The 23,448-nt window shown below is 35.4% G+C and carries 23 protein-coding genes; 10 read left to right on the plus strand and 13 right to left on the minus strand.

What is annotated here, in order from left to right; genetic code table 11:
* Positions 1-4: 4 nt before the first annotated feature.
* The 8 genes from sufC (at position 5) to YQ22_RS08870 (ending at position 6,524) form a co-directional block, all read left to right on the plus strand.
* Positions 5-757 carry a Fe-S cluster assembly ATPase SufC gene (gene sufC / locus YQ22_RS08835; RefSeq protein ID WP_058104475.1) on the plus strand — a complete coding sequence of 251 codons (753 nt, stop codon included), beginning with the start codon at positions 5-7 and terminating at the stop codon, positions 755-757.
* A 77-nt stretch (positions 758-834) separates the two neighbouring features.
* Entirely contained in the window at positions 835-2,151 is a 1,317-nt protein-coding gene (sufD, locus tag YQ22_RS08840; protein ID WP_058104474.1) for a Fe-S cluster assembly protein SufD, read from the plus strand.
* Between the two features lie 124 nt (positions 2,152-2,275).
* On the plus strand, positions 2,276-2,869 hold the full coding sequence (locus tag YQ22_RS08845) for an outer membrane protein (protein ID WP_071340898.1): 594 nt from the start codon (positions 2,276-2,278) through the stop codon (positions 2,867-2,869).
* 75 nt (positions 2,870-2,944) lie between these two features.
* Positions 2,945-4,159, plus strand: a complete 1,215-nt coding sequence (locus YQ22_RS08850) for an aminotransferase class V-fold PLP-dependent enzyme (RefSeq protein WP_071340899.1) — start codon at positions 2,945-2,947, stop codon at positions 4,157-4,159.
* Between the two features lie 73 nt (positions 4,160-4,232).
* Positions 4,233-4,658: a SufE family protein gene (locus YQ22_RS08855; RefSeq protein WP_071340900.1), complete on the plus strand. Its 426-nt coding sequence runs from the start codon at positions 4,233-4,235 to the stop codon at positions 4,656-4,658.
* A 5-nt stretch (positions 4,659-4,663) separates the two neighbouring features.
* Positions 4,664-4,996: an SUF system Fe-S cluster assembly protein gene (locus YQ22_RS08860; protein WP_058104470.1), complete on the plus strand. Its 333-nt coding sequence runs from the start codon at positions 4,664-4,666 to the stop codon at positions 4,994-4,996.
* A gap of 29 nt (positions 4,997-5,025) precedes the next feature.
* Complete coding sequence (locus YQ22_RS08865) at positions 5,026-5,532, plus strand: DUF2480 family protein (protein ID WP_058104469.1); 507 nt, start codon at positions 5,026-5,028, stop codon at positions 5,530-5,532.
* Positions 5,533-5,603: 71 nt separating this feature from the next.
* Positions 5,604-6,524, plus strand: coding sequence for a DUF3078 domain-containing protein (locus YQ22_RS08870; RefSeq protein ID WP_058104468.1), 921 nt, complete (start codon positions 5,604-5,606; stop codon positions 6,522-6,524).
* Between the two features lie 278 nt (positions 6,525-6,802).
* Here the strand turns inward: YQ22_RS08870 and hflX are convergent, their stop codons facing one another.
* Positions 6,803-8,014 (minus strand): GTPase HflX, encoded by a 1,212-nt coding sequence (gene hflX / locus YQ22_RS08875; RefSeq protein ID WP_058104467.1) that lies wholly within the window; start codon positions 8,012-8,014, stop codon positions 6,803-6,805.
* 110 nt (positions 8,015-8,124) lie between these two features.
* Here hflX and YQ22_RS08880 point away from each other — a divergent pair, with 110 nt between their 5' ends.
* Both YQ22_RS08880 and YQ22_RS08885 read left to right on the plus strand, forming a co-directional pair.
* Positions 8,125-9,102, plus strand: a complete 978-nt coding sequence (locus YQ22_RS08880) for an endonuclease/exonuclease/phosphatase family protein (protein ID WP_071340901.1) — start codon at positions 8,125-8,127, stop codon at positions 9,100-9,102.
* Between the two features lie 164 nt (positions 9,103-9,266).
* Positions 9,267-11,465, plus strand: coding sequence for a S8 family serine peptidase (locus YQ22_RS08885; protein WP_071340902.1), 2,199 nt, complete (start codon positions 9,267-9,269; stop codon positions 11,463-11,465).
* Between the two features lie 6 nt (positions 11,466-11,471).
* On the opposite strand, the gene YQ22_RS08890 is transcribed toward YQ22_RS08885, so the two are convergent.
* From YQ22_RS08890 to YQ22_RS08945, 12 genes are all read right to left on the minus strand, one after another.
* On the minus strand, positions 11,472-11,981 hold the full coding sequence (locus YQ22_RS08890; RefSeq protein ID WP_071340903.1) for a DUF3124 domain-containing protein: 510 nt from the start codon (positions 11,979-11,981) through the stop codon (positions 11,472-11,474).
* Positions 11,982-12,072: 91 nt separating this feature from the next.
* Positions 12,073-12,795 carry a 3'-5' exonuclease gene (locus YQ22_RS08895; protein ID WP_071340904.1) on the minus strand — a complete coding sequence of 241 codons (723 nt, stop codon included), beginning with the start codon at positions 12,793-12,795 and terminating at the stop codon, positions 12,073-12,075.
* A 440-nt stretch (positions 12,796-13,235) separates the two neighbouring features.
* Entirely contained in the window at positions 13,236-14,009 is a 774-nt protein-coding gene (locus tag YQ22_RS19185; RefSeq protein ID WP_071340905.1) for a DUF6090 family protein, read from the minus strand.
* Positions 14,010-14,177: 168 nt separating this feature from the next.
* On the minus strand, positions 14,178-14,591 hold the full coding sequence (locus tag YQ22_RS08905; protein WP_071340906.1) for a DUF6326 family protein: 414 nt from the start codon (positions 14,589-14,591) through the stop codon (positions 14,178-14,180).
* Positions 14,592-14,914: 323 nt separating this feature from the next.
* Positions 14,915-15,367, minus strand: coding sequence for a WapI family immunity protein (locus YQ22_RS08910; protein ID WP_071340907.1), 453 nt, complete (start codon positions 15,365-15,367; stop codon positions 14,915-14,917).
* 144 nt (positions 15,368-15,511) lie between these two features.
* The gene (locus YQ22_RS08915) at positions 15,512-17,467 is read right to left on the minus strand and encodes a DUF3732 domain-containing protein (protein ID WP_071340908.1); all 1,956 of its coding nucleotides are present in this window, start codon (positions 17,465-17,467) and stop codon (positions 15,512-15,514) included.
* 2 nt (positions 17,468-17,469) lie between these two features.
* Complete coding sequence (locus YQ22_RS08920) at positions 17,470-17,964, minus strand: three component ABC system middle component (RefSeq protein WP_071340909.1); 495 nt, start codon at positions 17,962-17,964, stop codon at positions 17,470-17,472.
* Positions 17,961-19,151 (minus strand): ABC-three component system protein, encoded by a 1,191-nt coding sequence (locus YQ22_RS08925; RefSeq protein ID WP_071340910.1) that lies wholly within the window; start codon positions 19,149-19,151, stop codon positions 17,961-17,963. The genes YQ22_RS08920 and YQ22_RS08925 overlap by 4 nt, the downstream gene beginning before the upstream one ends.
* Positions 19,152-19,319: 168 nt before the next feature.
* Positions 19,320-20,069, minus strand: a complete 750-nt coding sequence (locus tag YQ22_RS08930) for a Plug domain-containing protein (RefSeq protein WP_071340911.1) — start codon at positions 20,067-20,069, stop codon at positions 19,320-19,322.
* Positions 20,070-20,452: 383 nt separating this feature from the next.
* Positions 20,453-20,929, minus strand: coding sequence for a methylated-DNA--[protein]-cysteine S-methyltransferase (locus tag YQ22_RS08935; protein WP_071340912.1), 477 nt, complete (start codon positions 20,927-20,929; stop codon positions 20,453-20,455).
* Positions 20,930-20,937: 8 nt separating this feature from the next.
* A complete protein-coding gene (locus YQ22_RS08940) occupies positions 20,938-22,062 on the minus strand; it encodes a CNNM domain-containing protein (protein WP_058104446.1) in 1,125 nt (374 codons plus the stop codon).
* Between the two features lie 37 nt (positions 22,063-22,099).
* Positions 22,100-23,443 (minus strand): serine hydrolase domain-containing protein, encoded by a 1,344-nt coding sequence (locus YQ22_RS08945; protein WP_071340913.1) that lies wholly within the window; start codon positions 23,441-23,443, stop codon positions 22,100-22,102.
* Between the last annotated feature and the right edge of the window lie 5 nt (positions 23,444-23,448).

The raw sequence follows: 23,448 nt of genomic DNA on the forward strand, positions 1-23,448 counted from the left end.
TATTATGTTGAAAATTAAAGATCTACATGCTAGTGTAGAGGATAAGGAAATATTAAAAGGAATTAATCTAGAAGTTAAAGCAGGTGAAGTGCATGCTATCATGGGACCAAATGGTTCAGGTAAGAGTACATTAGCTTCTGTAATTGCAGGTAATGAGAACTTTGAAGTTACCCAAGGTTCTATTGAACTAAGCGGAGAAGATTTAGAGGATGTATCACCAGAAGAAAGAGCGCATAAAGGTGTTTTTCTTTCTTTTCAATATCCAGTGGAAATTCCAGGCGTTTCTGTAACCAACTTTATGAAAACTGCCATTAACGAATCTCGTAAGGCAAAAGGTTTAGAGGACATGCCTGCCAAGGATATGTTGAAATTAATTCGTGAGAAATCTGAATTATTGGAAATTGACCGCAAATTCTTATCTAGATCTTTGAACGAAGGATTCTCTGGTGGTGAGAAAAAGAGAAACGAAATTTTTCAAATGGCAATGTTAGAGCCAAAGGTGGCTATCTTAGATGAAACCGATTCTGGTTTGGATATTGATGCCCTAAGAATTGTCGCTAGTGGTGTAAATAAATTAAAGAGCAAGGATAATGCAGTTATCTTAATTACACACTACCAACGTTTGTTGGAATATATAGTGCCAGATTATGTACATGTATTGCATAATGGTAAAATCGTAAAATCTGGTGGTAAAGAACTTGCTTTAGAGCTAGAAGAAAAAGGATACGACTGGTTAAAGCAAGAAACAGCGGTTTAAAAAATTAGTACTAAGTACAAAGTACTTAGTATAGAGTACTTAATTACTTTGTACTAAGGACTTAATACTAAAGATATATGGATTTAAAAGATAAATTGATTTCCTCTTTTATGGCGTTTGAGAACAACGTGGATGTAGAGCATCCGGTACACGATGTTCGTATGGCGGCTATAAAGAACTTTGAGGAAAAAGGGTTTCCTTCCAAAAAGGAGGAAGCATGGAAATATACTTCGCTTAATAGCTTACAGAAAATTGATTTTAGCATTTTTCCAAAGGAGGATAATGCGTTGGAATATAAAGATGTAAAGCGTTACTTTTTACACGAGATCGATTCTTATAAGATTGTTTTCGTAGATGGTATTTACAGTTCTTACCTTTCTGAGACTACGCATGACGGTGTAGATATCTGCTTAATGAGTGCTGCACTTACCAAGCCAATGTACAAACCGGTTATAGATGTGTATTTCAATAAAATTGCATCTAAAGACGAGTCATTGACATCTTTGAATACAGCATTTAGTAGAGAAGGGGCGTATATCTATATTCCTAAGAACAAGATGCCTAAAAAACCTATTGAAATTTTACATTTCTCCACAGGTAATGAGGCTTCACTAATGTTGCAACCACGTAATTTGATCGTTGTTGAAGAAAATGCCGAAGTACAAATAATTGAACGTCACCAGAGTTTAACCTCAAACGAGGTACTTACCAATGCGGTTACGGAAATTTTTGCCGCTAAAAGTGCTATCGTAGATTTTTATAAGATTCAGAACGATGTTGAATCTGCTTCATTAATCGACAATACCTATATCGATCAAAAAGACAAGAGTGTTGTTAAGGTTCATACCTTCTCCTTTGGGGGTAAATTAACTCGTAACAACCTTAATTTTTATCAGAATGGGGAGTATATAGATTCTACCATGAAAGGTGTTACTATATTAGGTGAAAAGCAACATGTAGATCACCATACCTTAGTGCATCATATTGAACCTAATTGTGAAAGTCACCAAGATTACAAAGGTATTTATGGTGATAGTTCAACTGGGGTATTTAATGGTAAAATTATCGTTGATAAAATTGCTCAAAAGACCAATGCTTTTCAGCAGAACAATAATATTTTAATCAGTGACAAGGCCAGCATCAATACAAAACCGCAATTAGAGATTTTTGCCGATGATGTAAAATGTTCTCACGGTTGTACTATTGGTCAGTTAGATGAAGATGCATTGTTCTACCTGCAATCTAGAGGTATTCCACAGAAAGAAGCAAGAGCATTATTAATGTATGCCTTTGCAAATAACGTATTGTCTTCTGTTCGTATTCCGGAATTAAAGATTAGAATAAATAAATTGATAGCAAAGAAGCTAGGGGTGAACCTTGGGTTTGATTTGTAATATATTTTTTCAATTCAAGATTATTTAAAATTAACGGTTCGTTAGGTTATTCTTAACGAGCCGTTGTATTTTCTTACACTACTATTAAGCTATTTTCGTCTTATAAATATTTAACTGGAATTTTATGAAACGACTTTTACTTACCTCATTTTTAGCTTTTACCTGTATTGTTTTACATGCTCAAGATCAGAAATGGAGTGTTGAGGCTAATTACCCATTCACATTAGATGATGGTACATTTTCCAATAATGATGGAGCAATTGATTTAGGTATAAAATACCGCTTTTTTAGAACAGACTTAGTTTGTTTGGGTTTAGACCTTAATGGTGGTTTTGTATATGACAAAGCAGGTAATAATAATGAAGATACGTTCAAGTCTAAAACATATCTTTTTCAACCGAAGTTGTTTGCGGAGTTTAGTGTGCCATTTGCACCAAAATGGCATCCTATGGTCGGTGTTGGTTATTCTGTTGTGAGTAATAATTTTAGTGGATCAATTTCAGGTACAGATTTTTCAGATCGCAGTGGTGCTGATGGAGGATTCAATTTTGATATCGGAATCTCCTATGATATATCATCAAGATTCTTTTTGCAATTAAAGTATGATATGATTTTACTTCAAGTTAAAGATGAGGTTGTATTTGATAATGAAAGAATAAACATTGATTTTAGAGAAAATATAGATCGCCTAAAAATAGGAGTAGGATTTAGATTCTAAAATTACATATTACAATACCCTTCATACCCGATATGTTTTCATTATCGGGTATCTTTGTATATAAGAAGATTGACTATGTTAGATATTAAAAAGATAAGAGAAGATTTTCCAATTCTTAAGCGTGAGGTAAATGGTAAGCCATTGGTCTATTTGGACAATGCCGCTACATCGCAAACGCCACAACAGGTTATTGATGCTATTGTAGATTATTATCAGAACTACAATGCCAACATACATCGTGGGGTGCATACGCTTTCACAAGAGGCCACAGATAAATATGAGCAGGCTAGATTAAAGATTCAAAAGCATTTTAATGCTGCAAAATCTTATGAAATCATATTCACGTCCGGAACAACGCATAGTATAAATCTTGTTGCCAACGGATTCTCTGCATTGATTAAGAAAGGTGATGAGGTAATTGTTTCTGCCATGGAACATCATTCCAATATTGTGCCTTGGCAAATGTTATGCGAGCGTACCGGTGCAATTTTAAAGGTAGTTCCAATGAATAAAGAAGGGGAGTTACTGATGGATGCGTACGAAGAGTTGTTGTCCAATAAAACGAAATTGGTATTCTGCAATCATATTTCAAATGCGTTAGGTACCATTAATCCTATTGAAGAAATAATAGAAAAGGCACATAAGGTTGGCGCTGCCGTATTAATTGATGGGGCACAGGCAGCTCCGCATTTAGTGGCAGATGTACAAGCTTTAGATGTTGACTTTTATACCTGCTCCGCCCATAAAATATGTGGACCAACGGGAGTTGGTATGCTATACGGTAAAGAAGAGTGGCTAAGTAAATTACCACCGTACCAAGGTGGTGGCGAAATGATCGCGGAGGTTACTTTTGAGAAAACTACCTATGCTGATTTGCCTCATAAATTTGAAGCGGGTACGCCTAATATTTGTGGTGGTATTGCTTTTGGCGCGGCATTGGATTATATGAATGCCATAGGTTTTGAGGAAATTGCCAAGTATGAACAAGCATTATTAGAGTACGCTACGCAAGAACTATTGAAGATAGACGGACTTAAAATTTACGGTACAGCTAAGAACAAAACGTCTGTGATCTCATTCAATATAGAAGGTATACACCCTTATGATATGGGTAGCATTCTAGATAAATTGGGTATTGCGGTACGTACAGGTCATCATTGTGCTCAACCCATAATGGACTTCTTTAAAATACCGGGAACCGTGCGTGCAAGTTTTGCATTTTATAATACCAGAGATGAAGTAGATGTGCTTATCGCCGGTGTTTTAAAAGCAAAAAGCATGTTGTTGTAACACAAAGTTTCATTGGTAATGTAAAGGTTTGAAATGCATCAATTGTTATCGTATTTTTGTATAAAATAAAGCAATGGAAATAAAAGAGATTCAAGAAGAGATAATAGACGAATTTTCCATGTTCGATGATTGGATGCAACGGTATGAATACATGATCGAGTTGGGCAAATCTTTGCCATTGATCAAAGAAGAATTCAAGACCGATGATAATATTATAAAAGGTTGTCAAAGCAAGGTTTGGGTACATGCGGAGCTTGAAGATAATAAGTTGGTTTTTACCGCGGATAGTGATGCCATTATTACAAAAGGTATTATTGCCATTTTAATTAGGGCGTTCAGCAATCAAAAGCCACAAGATATTTTAGATGCGGATACCCAATTTATTGATGAAATTGGATTAAAAGAGCATTTATCGCCCACAAGGGCAAATGGTTTGGTGAGTATGATCAAACAACTGAAGTTATACGCAGTGGCGTATCAAACACAAATTGAAGAATAGAAATTATGAGTGACGAAAATATAGCAGAAGATAGTGCAGAATTAGGGGAGAAAATTGTTCGTATTTTAAAAACGATTTATGATCCGGAAATTCCTGTGGACATCTATGAATTAGGCTTAATTTATGATGTATTGGTGAACGAGGACAATGAAGTAAAGATTTTAATGACCCTAACTTCTCCTAACTGCCCTGTAGCGGAAAGCTTGCCTGCAGAGGTTGAAGAGAAAGTAAAATCTTTGGATGCCATTAAAGATGCAGAGGTTGAAATTACTTTTGATCCACCTTGGACCCAAGATTTAATGAGCGAAGAGGCTAAATTAGAATTAGGTCTACTTTAATTAGACCAAGCAATTGATAACGTGCTTCTATGGAAGATGAAATTGTAAATAAAGTTGCCCAGAGCAAATTGATCACCTTTAATCTTGAGGATTACTATCCAAAAGGTGAAAGAATGGTTTTGGACATCAAAGATTGGCTGTATGAAGGCTTTATTCTCAAAGAAAAAGAATTTAGAGCCTTTGTTGATGCCCATGACTGGTCGCAATATAAAGATGCATACGTTGCCATGCATTGTTCCACAGATGCCATAATACCTGGCTGGGCTTACTTATTGCTAAGTGTAAAGCTTAGCGGTATTGCCAAAAAGGCGGTACAGGGTTCATTGGTAGATCTGGAAACCAGTATATATCAATCCGTAATTGAAAATATAGATATATCAGAATATCAAGATAGATTAATTATTATAAAAGGTTGTAGTAAAAAACCTGTTCCTGCCAACGCATATCTTTTTCTGGCTGAGCGTTTAAAGCCTGTAGCAAAGTCTATCATGTACGGTGAGGCTTGCTCTTCTGTGCCTTTATACAAAAGAAAATAACATTTTCCTTTTTATAGATGGCGTCAATAATATTACCTTTGCGCCACTATAAACTATAAACATTAAGTATTATGAAGAAAATTGTATTAACCCTAGCTCTTGCTTTTGTGGCAACCGTTGGTTTTTCTCAAACGGAAGAGGAATTAAAAACGCAGTTAGGTGCAGCTAAAGATTCAATAGCGGCTATACAAGGTAGAGCAGATGCTATACAAGGTAAAATTGACGCCTTGCCAGGTTGGAAAAAAGGTGCCTTTGGTACTATTGGTGCAAACTTGAGCAGCTTTAACAACTGGTATGGTCAAGGAACTCCAGATTTAGCTTCTGGTAACATTGGTGTAACCGTAAATGCGTTTGCCAACTTAAAGGAAGAAAAATTCTTTTGGAGAAATTCTGCGAATGTAAACCTTGGATGGGTAAAGTTCGATGATAAGAACGACGATACCGATGATGATAGCTTTCAAAAAGGTACCGATGTATTTAACATCACTTCTCTTTACGGTAGAAATATTAGCAAAACGTGGGCCATTTCTGGTTTAGGTGAATATAGAACTACTATACTAGATAACTTCAACGATCCAGGATACCTTGATTTAGGTGTTGGTGCTACTTGGAACCCTAACGCCAATTTAGTGGTTGTAATACACCCATTAAACTACAACTTTGTATTTAGTGATAACGATGCAGTTTTTGAGTCTTCTTTAGGTGCTAAGATCGTTGCCGATTATACCAAAAAGTTTGGAGCGATCAATTTCAAGTCTAACCTTTCTATGTTTCAAAGCTACAAGAGCGGAGACCTTTCTAACTTAACTTGGATTAACTCTTTTGGTTACACGCTATGGAACGGTATTGGCTTAGGTTTTGAATTTGGTTTACGTGATAATAAGCAAGAAGCTTTAAATTTCGCATTAGCTGATAACCCTGCTGAAACATTTGATACTGTAGATAACAAGTTACAGACATACTTCTTGGTAGGTCTTAACTATGCGTTCTAAGTATAAGAAGTTTTTTTAAGTGTACAAATTAAAAAAGCCCTCTGTTAAGAGGGCTTTTTTCGGTTAAGTAATTATCGTAAAATTTGGGGTTTTACTTTTTGTTTTCATAAGTAAAATATCGATTTGGGGTCAATACCTTTGCTTAAGCACACTGTAAAATTAATGCATAAGGTCTTGCTGAAAACAATTTATGTTGTGAACTGATCGCATTGTGTGGTGAGATTTACCATCGGTTTCATTTCATCGATGAACTGCATCAATTCTATTAAAATTGGTATTTAGTATTCGTCCAAATGCTCTGGATAAAGAAAATTGTTATAAGGAAAACGGGTTACATGAATGTCTCTTACCTCATCATAGACACGTTTTCTAAACTCATCTAAATTTTCTTTGTTCAATGCAGAGATAAAAATAGCACGGTCACCCACTTTTTCCATCCAGGTATGTTTCCAATCATTAATGGTAAAATGCCTTCCGGTACGCTCGGTAACTAAATCGTCTTCATCAATGGTTTCATGCTCATACTGGTCTATTTTATTGAAGACCATGATGGTTTTTTTATCCGAACTTTTAATATCCGATAGAATATTGTTTACAGAGTCTATATGCTCTTCAAACTGTGGATGAGAGATATCTACAATATGTAAAAGCAAATCTGCCTCACGAACTTCATCTAAGGTACTTTTAAAGCTTTCTACCAATTGCGTAGGTAGTTTTCTAATAAATCCTACCGTATCACTTAAAAGAAAGGGTAAATTGCCCAGAACTACCTTTCTTACCGTGGTATCCAAGGTGGCAAACAGTTTGTTCTCGGCAAAAACATCGCTCTTACTAATAACGTTCATTAGGGTAGATTTGCCCACGTTGGTATACCCCACCAAAGCAACGCGTACCAAAGCGCCACGGTTACCTCTTTGGGTTTCCATTTGGCGGTCTATTTTCGCTAACTTCTTTTTAAGCAGTGTTATACGATCACGTACAATACGTCTATCCGTTTCAATTTCGGTTTCTCCGGGTCCACGCATACCTATACCACCTTTTTGTCGTTCAAGGTGGGTCCAAAGTCCGGTAAGTCTTGGCAGCAAATATTCATATTGTGCCAGCTCTACTTGGGTACGGGCATAACTGGTCTGTGCACGTTGTGCAAAAATGTCCAGGATCAAACTTGTTCTATCAATGATCTTACAGCGTAATATTTTTTCAATGTTACGTTGTTGTGCAGGTGATAGTTCGTCATCAAAAATAACAGAACCTATTTCGTTCTCTTGAACATAACGTTCAACCTCTTCCATTTTACCACTTCCGATCAGTGTTTTTGGATTAGGTACATCCATACGTTGTACAAACCTTTTGGTTACTTCTCCACCAGCGGTGTAGGTAAGGAACTCTAACTCATCTAAATACTCAGTTACCTTTTCTTCATTCTGTTCCTTATTGATAATACCAATAAGAACCGCTTTTTCATAATCTATACTCTTCTTTTCTATCATAATACCGTAAAGTGCAAAATTAAGCAATTACCCATAAGCTATTTCGTATTTTTATTGACTCGATAATCAAGAGTACGTGCTCTGAAGTAGTTTACTCATTAATAGTATACATGCGATTACCATTTTTTAAGAAAAAGACTAAAAAACAGCGCTACACGGTTGCTTTCTACAATTTAGAAAATCTATTTGATCCAGAACGCAATGTGAATATTTTGGACAAGGATTTTACCCCTAATGGAGTAAAAAAATGGACCGTTGAAAAATACCAACGTAAACTCCAAAAACTTGCCAAAACTATTTTTAAGATAGGGGATGAGGAACACCCTTACCCACCTGCCTTAATAGGTGTGGCGGAAGCAGAGAACAATAGTGTGCTCAAGGCATTGTTAGATACCGATCCTTTAGATGATGTGGACTATGGTTTTATACATTTTGATTCTCCCGATGAACGTGGTATAGATACTGGGCTAATTTACCGTAAACGCTTTTTTAAAGTGTTGCATGCAGAACCATTGGCTTTGTTGGTAGACAATGTTGGGGGCGTAAGGGATACCACAAGAGATATACTATATGTAAAGGGAGAGTTGAATAAAGAGTTGGTGCATGTATTTGTAAATCATTGGCCGTCTAGAAGAGATGGCGGTGTTGAGACGGAATATAAACGCATAATTGCGGCAAAGGAAATAATTCAGCGTATTGAAGCTATTAAAATGGAAGAATTGGACCCCAATATTATTGTCATGGGCGATTTTAATGATGATCCATCTTCTTTAAGTATGCAGACTTTAAAAGATGAAGCCGGACTATTTAACCCTATGGAAACTTTGCATATACCAAATAGCCGAGGGTCTTCCGTGTATGGAAGCAAGTGGAATATGTTCGATCAAATTTTGGTCTCCAATTCATTTTTCAATTATGAGAAGAAAACCCATAGTTTTGATAAGGCGGATATTTTTGACCATAAATCGCTTAGGGAAAAGAAGGGAAAATATAAAGGTACTCCGTATAGAACCTTCGTTTCTGACAAATATCTAGGAGGTTATAGCGATCACTTTCCGGTTTATGCTATGTTTACTTTCAACTCTTAACAGGCAAAGAATTGGAAAGAAAAATCCTACACATCAAAAAATAGCGTTTTCACAACAGGTTCGCCGTAATGTTTAGGTAATTCATCGAATAAAAGTGTTCATTCACCGAACACTGCCCATGGTTATTATATTTGTAGTCCAAATCTTACAATAATAACCTAACGATGACTACCTACAAATCTACCTACCGTGCTAGTAGTATACTTTTGCTACTATTATTTGTGTTCACTATGGGCCAAATGGCCATGGCACAAACCTCTCAACAACGTTTGCAAATTTCGGAAAACAATAAGAAAACGGCTTTGGCAAATTTCAGGTCTAACTTAATTTCTGAATACGCTCTTGAAAGAACAAAATTAAAAGAGGTGGCCAAACTGAACAATTGGAAAATTAAAGAAACGTTGGCCAACGGTAAAAAAATAGAATTACAGGGTATAGGTGCAGATGGTAGTCCGCTATACTACGAAACATATTCAGATGAAGCAGGGTTGGTGTCAAGAGCAAGTACTTTAAATACAGATGGTTTGATGGGTTTGGATTTAAACGGTGATGGTATGAACGTTGGGGTTTGGGATGCCGGTATTGCATTACAACATCATGTAGAGTATACTTCTAGAATTGCGATCGGAGATGAGAATTCTGAAGTAGATACCCATGCTACCCATGTTACGGGCAGTATTATCTCTACAGGTCTTAAAAAAGATGCTAGAGGCGTTGCTAATAAGGCCAATGTTATTTCTCACGATTGGACAAGAGATAAAATAGAGGTAGCAGAAGCAGCTGCCAATGGTCTTTTGCTTTCTAACCACTCTTACGGGATTAAGGCTGATCGTGTACCAGATTGGTATTTTGGTGCCTATACCAAAGTTGCTCAGGACTGGGATAAAATTATGTACAACGCTCCTTATTATTTAATGGTTACCGCAGCTGGAAATGCTCAAAAAAGCATGGATAATGACACACCTACATACGGTAAAACTGCAGACGGATTTGATGTGTTATTGGGTTTTACAATTTCTAAGAACAATATTACGGTTGCCGGTGCCAATTCTAAAATAGATAACAACGGAAACCTAAAAAGTGCCGATGTTTCCGCATACAGTAGCTTTGGTCCTGTTGATGATGGTAGAATTAAGCCAGATTTGGCAGGTAACGGTGGTTCTGTGTTGTCTACAGATGCTGCCAGCAATACTAGTTATGAAACATCTTCGGGTACGTCAATGGCTACACCTGGGGTTACTGGCTCGTTATTATTGTTGCAACAATATCATGAAGAGCTTTACGGTGCGTACATGAAAGCCGCTACCTTAAAAGGTTTGGCTTTGCATACTGCAGATGATATAGATGCTGAAGGTCCTGATTACAAAATGGGATGGGGTATCATGAATGCTAAAAGTGCTGCCGAGTTATTGAACAATAAAGATTTTACAAGCCATGTGGCAGAAGAGTCTTTACAAAACGGCGATTCATTTTCATTTGAGGTTACTGCCAATGGTGATGACACATTGATCGCTTCTATTTCTTGGACAGATGTACAATCTAGTGTTGTAAATACGGGTGAGCTGAACAGCACAACGGCTGCCTTGGTAAACGATCTTGATATAAGAGTTACAAAAAACGGACAAACCTTTTTACCTTGGAAATTGAACCCAGCTCAAGCCAATAGTGCAGCTACCAAAGGGGATAATAAAGTAGATCCTTTTGAAAGAATTGAAATTCCCAATGCAAGTGGTACGTATACCATTACCGTTACCCATAAGGGAGAACTTGTTAACGATGCTCAAGATTTTTCCTTGATCGTATCTGGCGTTTTAATGACTTCTTGTTCTATTGATGCTCCTGAAGTTGCTTTAGAACAAGCAGAAGCAGCTCAAGTAACATTAAATTGGAATGATAGTGAGGATGCCTTATATGAAATTCAGTATAAAGAAATATATCAGGAAGAATGGACTACCGAGTATATTTCTGTCAATAGCTTTATTTGGAAGGGATTGTCATTGGATCAAACCTACTCTTTTAGATTAAGAACATTCTGCTCACAGAACATTGCTTCTGAATATAGTGATGTAGCTACGTTTACTTTTATGGGCGAAGAGACCCAATTGGAAACGTTAAGCGCTTTAAGTGCCGATTCTCAAATTCCTTTTAATGTTTACCCTAACCCTGCGGTAGATGAAATTCAGTTGAACGTAAAAACATCGGATACGGCGGTTTATAGAATAATGAGCACTAGCGGTGTGGAATTAAAAATGGATGCGGCCACAAACTCAAGAATCAACGTTTCTGACCTGCCTTCTGGTCTTTACGTTTTACAGATTCAGGATTTTGATGTTAATAAGAGTACTAAGTTCTATAAGTACTAAATAGCTTTAATTAATTCTTCTGGATTGTGTAGTAAACGAAAGTCCTTGTTGCCCAACAGTGGAATTCATTACGCCTTCAAACAATGGTTCCGGGGAATTTTTGGGTGCATGCCATTCAAAAATAAAATTAGAACCTGTACCACCTTCAACATCCATTTCATCAATAATGATTTCTACGGTTTCAAGAGGTGCCAAATATATTGGGTGATTAAAATAGTTGCGTAATGATACGCCATGGGTATCAAAATACTCGGCCTTGGTCAAGTATATGGTGTCTATATCACTGGTATTGCGTAAACTTACCATAGCCGTTAAATTATGGGTCTTATGCTCAGAGCTGCTATATATTTGGGAATAGATGGATAAGTAAGATTTACCATGCTCTAAAGAATCCATCGTTTTTATGGTAGCCTTTCTCTTGGTCCAGTTTTCAGGATTTATAGAGCTTATTTCCTTTTCTTGCACACAGCTTGCTACTAAGACAATTACCGAGAATAATAGGATGCACTTTTTCATAAATAAGTCGCTTTTAAAACAATGATGGTACAAACAAAATTACATCATTAGTCATGTATTTATATCGTTAGATGCTTTTTTTAACTCAAATCTATTTTTTGGCTACTTTCTTTACTTCATCATCTTTTAATACCGGTTGGTTTCTTAGCCGTAAATAGACCTGGGTGGTAGTAAGCACATCTAATTCGCAATAGGTAATAATACGGTTTAAATCGTTCTGTTCATAATAGATCACGCGTACCATACTGCCGTCAATATCCTCTTTGGGCGATGGTATGCCCAGCACATGTGCCATTAATTTTAGGGAGGTATAATGCTTGTAATCACCAAACTTCCAAAGCTCCATGGTATCTATGTGTGGTACTTCCCAGGGTTTTTTGCCAAACAAGTCTAGTTTTTGGGGCAATGATATGCCGTGAATAATCATTCTACGGGCAATATAGGGGAAATCGAACTCCTTACCGTTATGGGCGCAAAGCACATGCTTGGCATGGTTAAAATGCTCGTCCAATAGGTCTTTAAAATCCTGTAGAAGCTTATTTTCTTCACCGTGAAATGTGGTGATCCTAAAACTTCTACGGTCACCTTGAATAATAAAATAACCTACCGAAATACAAATGATTTTACCAAACTCCGCCCAAATACCGGCACGTTCATAAAAATCCTCTGCCGTAATTTCGTCTTTTCGTTGGTATTGAGATTTATGAGCCCACAGTTCTTTGGTGGTATTATCCAACTGGTCAAAAGCACTTTTTTCTGGCACGGTCTCAATATCTAAAAACAAGATATTTTCAAGATGTATTTTATCGGGCATAGAAAGGTAAGATACTAATAAGTAAGAAATTATGGTAATTTCATTATCGTCTTGCTTACAATAGCTGTTTTTTATCTCTTAGATAGACTCTCCCATCTAATTGACTTGAAGTGGTGAACCGACCAACAAGTCTGTTTTTTACTGGTAGATGGAGTTGAAATTTGTAGTAAGCAACGACGGAAATGGCACAAGCATCGGTAAAATACAAGGAATGTAATGTTGAATGGGTGTTTTATATGCTGAACAAACCAAGCGGTTTGTTTTTTTGATGACAAAAACGGGTTGGTTGGGCACAGAAATAGGAATTAAACCTATGGATTTTCTTGTGATGGACCTAGAAATGAAATCACGGATAAAAAGTAATTGAGATTTTTATTTGCAAAGATTGGTCTCGGGTGAGAATAGTGGGAAATAAGGAACTATACGTTCTTGTACTTGCTTTATTCTTTCTCTTGTAGTTCAGATTCAATCAAATTCAATATCTCAGTGGAGTAATCTAACATTTTAATATGTAGTTTTAATCTATTAAGTTCAGCACCTGTTTTCATAGCTAGTGAATGTAGAATTTTGGAATTTTGATATAAGTCTGAAATTGTTTTATCCTTTATCTCAATATTTTCTTTAAGCTTGCCTAAGCCCATGGACTGTCTAAGTTTATGATCTAAAAATAAGGTTCCAATTGATGAAAATTCATCATTTAATGTATTCAGTAAATTCATAGCTGATATTTCATCCTCAAATCCTTGATTTATTTCAGATGAAAATAAAGCCAGTTTTGATTTTAGGGTTTCGTTGGTCAGTATTTTTAAATCTCCACTTCCGATCAAAGCTTCATAACTTCCTAAGATAGGTTCTGCCCTATAGTAATTAAAAGCACCATAGTAGATAAATGTACCAATAGAATCTCTTTTGTATTCAACATCTTTATTTTCAAAACATTTTATTAGTGATTTACAATTATCAATAACAAACTGCTGTTTATCAACAATTTCCGAATACATTTTTTTATTCTCGATAAAATCTTTTTGTAGCGTTTTAAGGATTAATAGTTCACTCTTTTCTTCTTTTTGTTTTTCATTCCAATTATTGATCTGTAACGCAATCAATATCCCAATGACAACAAGAATGATCTCTCCTATAGCATATATAAGGTACTTACTGAATTTGCTTTCGGAGAGCAAATTTTGCCTAATTTTTCTAAAGAATTTTATCATTGTTTAGTGGGTTATCATAATGACGCTCAACGTGTTTGGCTTTGGTTTGCTGCGTGGTTAAGTACCTAAATTAGAAAATAAAAACTGAATAGGCAATCTGTATGAATTTTGGTAAGTAGACTAGAACTAACAATACATTATATACGTTGAAGGCAACTGGCTTTTTTCTTAAAGTATTGGTTTTTCTTTAGGCCACTGCCATGCATACCAAACAATTAATGCGGTAATAATACTTTCTAAAAATGCCAAGAATACATAGAAACTATACCATTCAGTATTTGAATTGAAGCCAATAAATAACATCATTGTTGTAAACAATATTCCAAATACAATATTCAGAACACGATTTATTTTCGGTTTTAGGATAATTGAAAGTGCAACCATTACTGATGAAGTTGCCAAAATCATTGAGGCTATTAATAATTTAGTGGGACTATCTAATATATTTTCTCCGGTAAGTAAACTGTTTATTTTTCCTGGTGTATAGAGTTCAAAATAATCTCCATATAAATAACAGAAAGTTGCTGATACCCATAAACAAGCAAGTTTAATTTTGATATTCACCTTTGGGTTTGCTAACATGTCCTTTAAAGTTTTAGAATTCAAGTGCCTTTGTATCTATAAAGACGCAAAATCTAATTAAAAGGTTGCCTGAATTCTAAATCTTGTTAGGTTTTTAGCTTGTAGCCATCCGTTTGGTGAAGTTTAGTACATGGGCAAGAAAACCTTTTGTTGCCTTCTTAGCACGCAGCTAAAGCTTATTATTAAGTTTTATTTTTTCTTATCCAAAGCTAAATCTATTCCCGATAGCTATCGGGGCAGCGACATTATAAAAATACGCAGACCTTTTGGCTTTGCCCTAAACTCCGCATTACGTTCAGGCTTTGTTGTTTGCTGGCTTTTTTTCATCCGATTACTCTTTCGGGAAACGATTCTAATTCTTTAGTCAATTCCTTCGCAACTTTTTTCAATTCCGCATTGTCCATTTCGCAGTCAACATAATATTCTTTATTATCATTTGCATTTTGCAGTCGAGATTCCAAGTCAAATTTTAGTCGCACAGTTTTTAAATCCGATTGATTTTTTATTAATTCAAATTCCAAATTCGGTTCCATAAACACAAGCGAATCAGAATCCGTTTCAATGTCATTTGAGAGTTTCTCAAACCATTCGATTATTTCTTTTAAATCTTTTACCAAAAGTGAAGGGTCAATCGTTTCCCAATTTCCGAAATCACTTTTTACTTTTAAATAAACCAACAACCAATTTGAGTCATATTCGCAATCACTTATTTCAGGAAACTGGTAGTTAGTTATGCTAAATTCAACAGTTTGGTCATTAATTCCTTTAAATATCATTTATTTCAGAATGGTTTTTTTCTGCTTGCGCATAACGTCTAGTATAAGAATAGTAGCGGATTAAATGCACTTACTTTTCGGCTAAACACAGACCATTTTTTATATTTACTTACTTTCGTTTTGGCGATTAAACCGCTATTATTTTTATACATTGTTGTACACAGTGCTTGTTCCTTCCTTTGGTAGCCAATCATTCGGAATTAATTTCAATCCATCTCTCCAAATTTCAGTAACCGAATTTCTAAATCTGTTATTGTTAAGATAAGCGTGGTCTGTAATTATGACTTGTAAATTTGGTGTCAATGATTCTACCACATTAAACATAAAATCAAACATCTTATTTACTGCTATTTCATCTGCACTTACTTCAACGACATTATCACTCTTTTCTGGTGGATAATAAACTTGGGTTGGTTGGTCAATAATTATAAAATTTGGAACAGGTCTGTCGTTTTGAATGAAATGTTTATGAAGTGCAAATACAATAAGCAAATGATATGCAACCCAATTAGCACCACTACCAATTTGTGGCAAAGCAATTGGCTTAGTTTCAGAATCAATAAACATAGTTAACCGATTGATATCAAACCTAATTGGATTATCCTCATATTCGACATCTAAACCCTCTACCCATTTACTCATTTGAAGATTGATTTTATTTAATATTGACAATAACATTTCTTTTTCGTTATCGCTATCAACTTCTTTTTCGAGGTTAGTAATTCTAGTTTTTAAATTTTCAATTTTAGATTCAATACTTTCTGTTTCTTGTTCGACAACAACACTTTCTAAAAATAAACTGACGCGACCAATTATCTTTCCTCTTCGTAAATTTAGGTCTCTTACGGTTCTTGCCTTTTCATTTTGGACATAGAGTGCTGAAATACTCTTTTCAACCCTTTTCAAATCTGTTTCTAATGAATGATATTGCATTTCTACAGAGTCAATATAGGATTGTATCCTAGGGCTTTCAGCTTTGGTAAACTTTAGGTCTTCTCTAATATTTGCTAAGGACTTATTTATGTTATCTATTGAAGGTATTGGATTGGTCAAATCATTTTCGCACAGTGGGCATAATGATTTATCCTGATTAGAGTCGTTATATAGATTAATTGATTCTAGTCGTACTTCTTGTTGTTTTGCTTCTGATGTGTAACCAAATGAGTTTTTCAGATAGTCTGTTGCTGCCTTTTTATTGTCTGATATTTTACTTAATTCAGTTTTTAACTCACTTCTTTTGTCAATTAATTCTTTTAGCGCTGAGTTTTCCGCTTTAACCTCCAATGGTTGATATTCCCACTTTGACACATATTCTAAAAATGAATAAGCATCCTTTTGGTTCTGTGGGTTGACTGATTTTTCTAATATGCCAATTTCCTTTGCTTCATCAATAAGAGAAAAGGCTTGACTAATTCCTTCCGATTTTATTTTCTCTGACTCTCGTTTTTCTCTTAACAACCTATTTAATAGTTTTTTAAGTTGTGTTATTTCGCTTTCTATAGCTAAAGAATTTTCATTCACTGCTCCTAAAAAATAAGGAAGAGTATCTTTTATAGATTGGGGAACAAATTCTTTATTTTGATTGTAAAATAATTGATATGGGTCAGCAACCAAATATTGTGGTTGGTAGCAATAAAAACGTGAATGTTTGAAATTTGCCTTTAACGGTTCTCTAGTTAATGAATCAGGAACGTGAACATTTTCCGAAACACCAATTTTTCGAGTCAAAAACTCTTTTAGAGAGTCTATGTTTAAATTAGAATTTAACTCCTCTAATTCAGGTAAGTTATCTCCTAAATTCCTAATTAAACAAACTGTTGTGGATGCTTGAACACCCTTTACGTTAGGGTTTTCACGTGCAATAAAAGCAGTCTCTGAATCTTTAAATTTTACTAGAATACTAAAATATGAAACAGTATCACGTATTATTCCTTCTGGAATATCGCAACCGCTTGAAGCTAGACAATAATTGATTATTTCAATCAATGCAGATTTTCCCGATTTCGATTCTCCCGTTATTATGTTGACTTTACCAATTTCGAACGGTAAAACTCGTTTTTCTCCACTATGACTATAAAGTATAATTTTATGTATTTGCATATTTATGGCGTGATTCTTAAAAATGAATAAATTGACTTAACATCACTAGTTGAAGAGAGCCACTTTCCAAGCATCTCTGCTTTTTTTAATATTTCATTATATTCTTGATAATCTTCTTTATTTATTTTTTTAACTCTTTCATCACTTGCAACGATTTCAGCATTATCATTGAACTCTATCTTGTTATGAGCTAAAAGAAAAGACAAAGCTTCTTTGGTATATTTTACCATACTTTTTGTGCGTTTTGCAAAATCAAAAAATAAATCATCATTTTTCTCAACCCAAACAAAGAAATATGTTCTGACTGACCTTGGCATACGTTCTCTGGTTGCTTTGTGTAAAACTATTGGCAAAATTATAAACGCATATGCATAAGGGAATTTTGTGTTCGTATGTTTATTATATTCTTTAGCACAAACCCTGATTATTTCTCCACAAAAAGCAGGATTAAATAGATTTGCAACTATAGTGTTTCGCTCTGTCCAACTTATGTTCATATTTCGTCTTTAAAGTTTGGATGCCAACCTATTTTTTTAGAGTCAGCAAGTATTTGGTAACTTCCTCTAGTTAAATAATCTTGATTAAATTTTTCTCTTATTTTAATTTGAGGACAAGTTTTCGCAAACTGTTCCAAATAGAAACCTTTTCCTAAATCTGTTAGTTCATCTAAGGATTTATCTTCTGCTTCGTCACTCATAATGTCGAATATGTTTTTCCAATAATCGTGTAATTTTAAATCATATTCTTCTTCTTCGTCTGGATTTAATAGATGAAGTCGTAACCATTTTGAGCGTTGTTCGAATGCTCTTCTAAAATCACTTATTGCGAGTTTTAAAATTTTTGAATTAGATTTTATTTTAATTAATTCTAGTTGTTTTAAAAAGTTTCTTTCTTTCAAATTTTCTACGTCTTCATCAGTTATTTCTAACTGAACAGGAAAATGATTAGGTAGGTTGTCTGCTTGAAAAGAATCACTAATATTTGCTATTTTAAGTTGTAATTCACTTGAACTAATAGAATCAATATTTAAAGTCAAATTATCAATGGATTTCCTAAACCACCAACCTTCTAAAATTTCAAGAAATGCATCTATAGTATTTGGATAAGTAGAAAAAATCAACTCCTTTTTGATTTTATCATTAATTTCAGTGATGCCAATTGAATTATCTAAAATACGAATACGCTTAATTAGATTTTTTTTATTTTCTATAGATAGTTTTTGATAAGCCAAGTAAGCCTTTTCATTAGTTTTATTTGTGGACTCAATTGCTATTTTATCTAGAGCACTAATTACTTTTAAAACTTCACTATCTAAAGTTATGTTTTTTTTGAACTTATGAAGTACACTTGTGTCTGGAATCTCTTCTGTTGTTATTAGATTGAAAATTGTTGAGTCCAAATCTATCGTTCCATTATTTATGTACTCAGACCATATTCGAATAGTTTTCCAAAAATCTACGCTTGCATCTGTAAGGTTTGCTTTATTCTTGATATGTAATTTAGTTTGTAAGAGCTGTAAAGTGTTAATATCTTCAATTTCAATATCGTCCAAGTTTTCAATTCTAACTTTTGGATTATCAAGTTCCTTCGAGTGTGTTAATAAAATTAATAAAGCATATTTGATTTGATAAAAGTAGCCTAATGATGGTTCTTTCGCAGAAAAGTCAGTAAATGTTGATGTCATAAATTTAAATTTTGTTCAGTTACCTGAGTATTCTCTGCATTGTGTACAACGTGATTGTGTATGATTAGTGGCGTGTTTAAGAACCTAATTTAGCAAATAATTACGGAATAGAAAATCCGCGAGGATTTTCGTAAGTAGGCGTGAACCAGCCATTAATTATACACGGTGTTACCTGCCGTATTTTTTCCATATTTTCTTAAATCTTTTTTCAAATGTCAATAAAAGTACAACTCCATTTATAGCTCTCGAACCATAAATACTTGCAGATTCTTCTTTGGTCAAATATTTAATAGCATAAGTTTCCACTAACAACAATTCTTTTAATGGTTCTCTGTTTTGTAAAGGTCTCCCATTCACAACAATAAGAGGTTCTGGATTTCCAATTCCACCATCTCGTATTTTTATTTTCACATTCGGATTAGAGTCCGAAATTTTTACTCCATAATTGTTCTCTGTACTATCTGGATTGTAATTCAGAACATTGAAAACTAACGAGTCAACATATTTATATACTTTTTGTTCGGACAGTTTGTCAAAACTCATTAATTTTAATCCTTGTGAATCAGTTTTTTTCAGTTCTATTATTCTGAATTTGTCAGTAAGAATTCCGTTTTGGTAGTATTCAATTATTTGCCCGAAATCTCTTTTCCTTAATTTTATTTTTTCTTTTCCGACAATTCCGCTTATTCGAGGTGGTTCTGTACAAATGTTTAATTCATTCGTCTTGAATTTTCTTTTTTCAATAGTCCAGTGAGTTTGGTAGCAATCTTTAATATTTGGATAAAATTTAATCGTGTCGGTTTTAGAATATAATTCGCTATTCGTTTTCCATATTCCACTCAATTCCTTTTTCTTAATTTGAGAGAAAGAGAAGTTAGTTAAAAGTAAAAAACCTAATGTTAAAGTAGTAATTTTCATTTGTAGTTATATGGCAGGTAACTATTGTGTATGTACACAATTGCACATATTCTCCAATATAGCGGTATATGTACAATTGTTTTTCTGTTCACTAATATAGTATTAAAGAATAAACCTACAATAATCACCTAAATCTCCATTACGGGAAACCATAATGGTACTACTTTTTAATGATTTTAAAGAGGTAGCTATAAAACGGGTGCAAAATCACCCAACCGACCCACTGGTCTGTTTTATAGAGTAAAAAATGAATGGTGATGTTCATATTGTACGATAGCCATGGTAATAGTATCGACCAAATGCACCTACTGTTTCGTTTAAAGGGGAATATGGTCGCGTTACCAACCAAGCAGTTTGTTTTTTGTAGGGTTTTAGAAGCGTGTTTAAAACAAACTTTGCTGTTTTACGGGGCTTTCGTGGTTCAATAACCACTGTTTTCTGTGTAGTCCGCCGGCGTAACCGGTAAGTGAACCATCTGTACCGATCACTCGGTGGCAGGGCACTACGATCCATAACGGATTTCTGGCATTTGCAGATGCTGCGGCACGGGTGGCATTGGGATCTCCCAACGCCTTTGCCAATTCTAAATAGGATTTTGATTTCCCGTAGGGTATGTTCTGTAATGCTGCCCAAACCTTTTTTTGAAATTCGGTACCTACGGGGTTCAAGGTTAAATTGAACTCGGTTCTTGCTCCCTCAAAATATTCGTTGAGTTGGTATACGGCATCTTCTAAGGATTCCGGTATCACATCGGTTAAAGGTTCATCGGAGTTGAGTACGGTAATGGCGGACACTCCTTCCGCATCGCCAACAATTTTGGCAACGCCTAAAGGGGTTTTTATGTACGCAATATCCTCCATGTTCCCAATTATTCGTCCGGCGATGTGGGTTTTTCAATTACTCCCGTGGCTTTTGCACGTGTTTCCCAGTTTTTTCGGGCAAGACTCTGCAAATCGGCAATATTGTCACTCTCGTCCATGATTTCAAGTCCAAGTAGGGTTTCTATAACATCCTCCATTGTGACCAAACCACTTACGGAGCCATATTCATCCACTACAAGGGCAATAGCTTCGCGTTTTTGAATGAATATCTCAAACAAAGTAGGGATCGGTGTGCTTCTACGTGTAACCAGGATTTCTCGTTTGATCTCCTTTAAAGGAATGTCACCGTTTTTATTGATCATCTCTTCAAGAACGTTGTCCTTTAGAACAAAACCGGTAATGTTATCTATTTTGTCCGTATACACGGGTATTCTAGAGAAGCGTAGTTTTGGGTTGTCCTCAAAGAAATCTGCAATGGTCTTTTCATCGGATGCAATTTTCATTACGGCACGTGGTGTCATAATATCCTTTACCAATACTTCATCGAATTTCAAAAGGTTTTTGATGATGGTTGATTCCGATTTTTCAAACACACCCTCTTCATGCGCCATATCTGTCATGGCATGGAAATCTTCGCGACTCAATACACTACCATGGTGATTGCCACCGCCTACCATTTTGGTAAACAGGCGCAACAACCAAAGTAGACCGGTATATTTAAGCCCCAGCACCATAATGTTCAAGGCCTTGGTAGAAAAATTCGCCAATTGTTTCCAGTAGGTTGCCCCAATGGTCTTCGGTATTATTTCAGAAGCCACAAGAATAAGTATGGTCATGATGGTAGATACTACACCTACCATAACATCCTCAGTAAATTCTATGCCAAAAATAGAACTGGTTTCACTACCGTACAGCTCCGCATACGCCGCTTTTGCCTGTACACCTACCAAAATTGCACCTACGGTGTGGGCAATGGTATTGATGGTCAAAATAGCGATCAAGGGTTGATCCACATCTTTTTTTAATGCCTCTAGCGTTGTTGCATAGCTTTTGCCCTCCTTCATTTTTACATTGATGAACGTTGGGGTAATACTCAGTAATACTGCTTCTAGAATAGAACACAGGAACGAGAAGAAAATGGATATGAATGCGTAAAATATAAGTAAGCCCATAGGGTTGTTTTAGAAATCTAAGATATTGATAAATATACTAATGATCGTGCTGTTTTGATCTATCAAATGCGCTATAAAATATTTGTTGAATGGCCGGGCGTATATTTAGGTCGTAAATATTACGGTTTTCACGGGTTGGAAATACCCTGTTCGATAGAAAAATATATACTAATTGATGTTCCGGGTCCGCCCAAACAAAAGTGCCGGTAAAGCCGCTATGACCAAAACTGGTGGCACTCACTTCTGGTGCCGGATAGGCATTTGCCAAGGTAAACTGATCATTTTTTAAATAGGGTTTGTCAAAACCTAAACCTCGCCTATTATCATTTGCAGGATATTGTACACTTGTAAATTCTTGCACGGTGTTCTTGGAGAGGTACTGCTTGCCATTGAAAAGGCCGCCCTGTACATACATTTGCATAATGATCGCTAAATCTTGCGCTGTGCCAAATAGACCGGCATTCCCTGAAATACCGCCCAGGAGCGATGCATTTTCATCATGCACCCAACCTTGAGTTAAGGTATGTCTGTACAGGGTATCTATTTCAGTAGGTACAATGTTGTTGCTAAAATTCTTAGTGCTGGGTAAGAACCCGAAGGTTTTCATACCAAGTGGTTTATAAAATTGCTCCTCCAAATATTGATCGTAGGGCATGCCCGTTAGTTGAGCGATCAGTTCTGGAAAAATGAGAAATGATAAACCGGAATATTTATATTTTTTGTCAGCAGCTACTTCAGAACGATTGATGATGCGATACATTTTTCGGTTAAATCTATTTTTAACATAGATGTCTTCAAAAGCCCGATTGCTGAAGTGGCGATTTGCTTTATTACGAAGGAACCTATTTTTAAACCGACCGTTATTTTTTAAGGTCTTGCTTAAAAATACAATGTAAGGTGCTAACCCTGCTTGATGCGCCAAAATCTCCCGTAGCGTTATGTTTCTTTTGTCCTTATGCCTTTTCCAAGGTTTCCAATAGGTGCTAAAAGGCTCATCTAAATCCAACTTGCCTTCATCTACCAATTTCATGATGGCAGGTAAGGGACCTAATATTTTGGTGACCGATGCTAGATCGTAAATATCATCCAATGCAACAGGCTGAATGCTGTCATAAGTATGATAGCCATAGGCATGGTGAAAAATGATATTTCCTTCTTTAGCCACTAAAACTTGTGCACCGGGGAAAGCGTTATTCTTTATACCATTCGTTATAATACTATCTACCTTACGATATACATAGGCAGAATCCAATGCGTAGGCCTTCAAGGAGGATTCTTGTAAACTAGAACCCACCGGAAGCAACAACGGTGTAGTGCGCTCTACCTGTGCAAAGCCAACAGCGTAAAATAAACCGAAAAGTATATATAAATAATTACGCATGTAAA

This window comes from Maribacter sp. 1_2014MBL_MicDiv (assembly GCF_001865655.1).
Classification (GTDB): Bacteria; Bacteroidota; Bacteroidia; order Flavobacteriales; family Flavobacteriaceae; genus Maribacter; species Maribacter dokdonensis.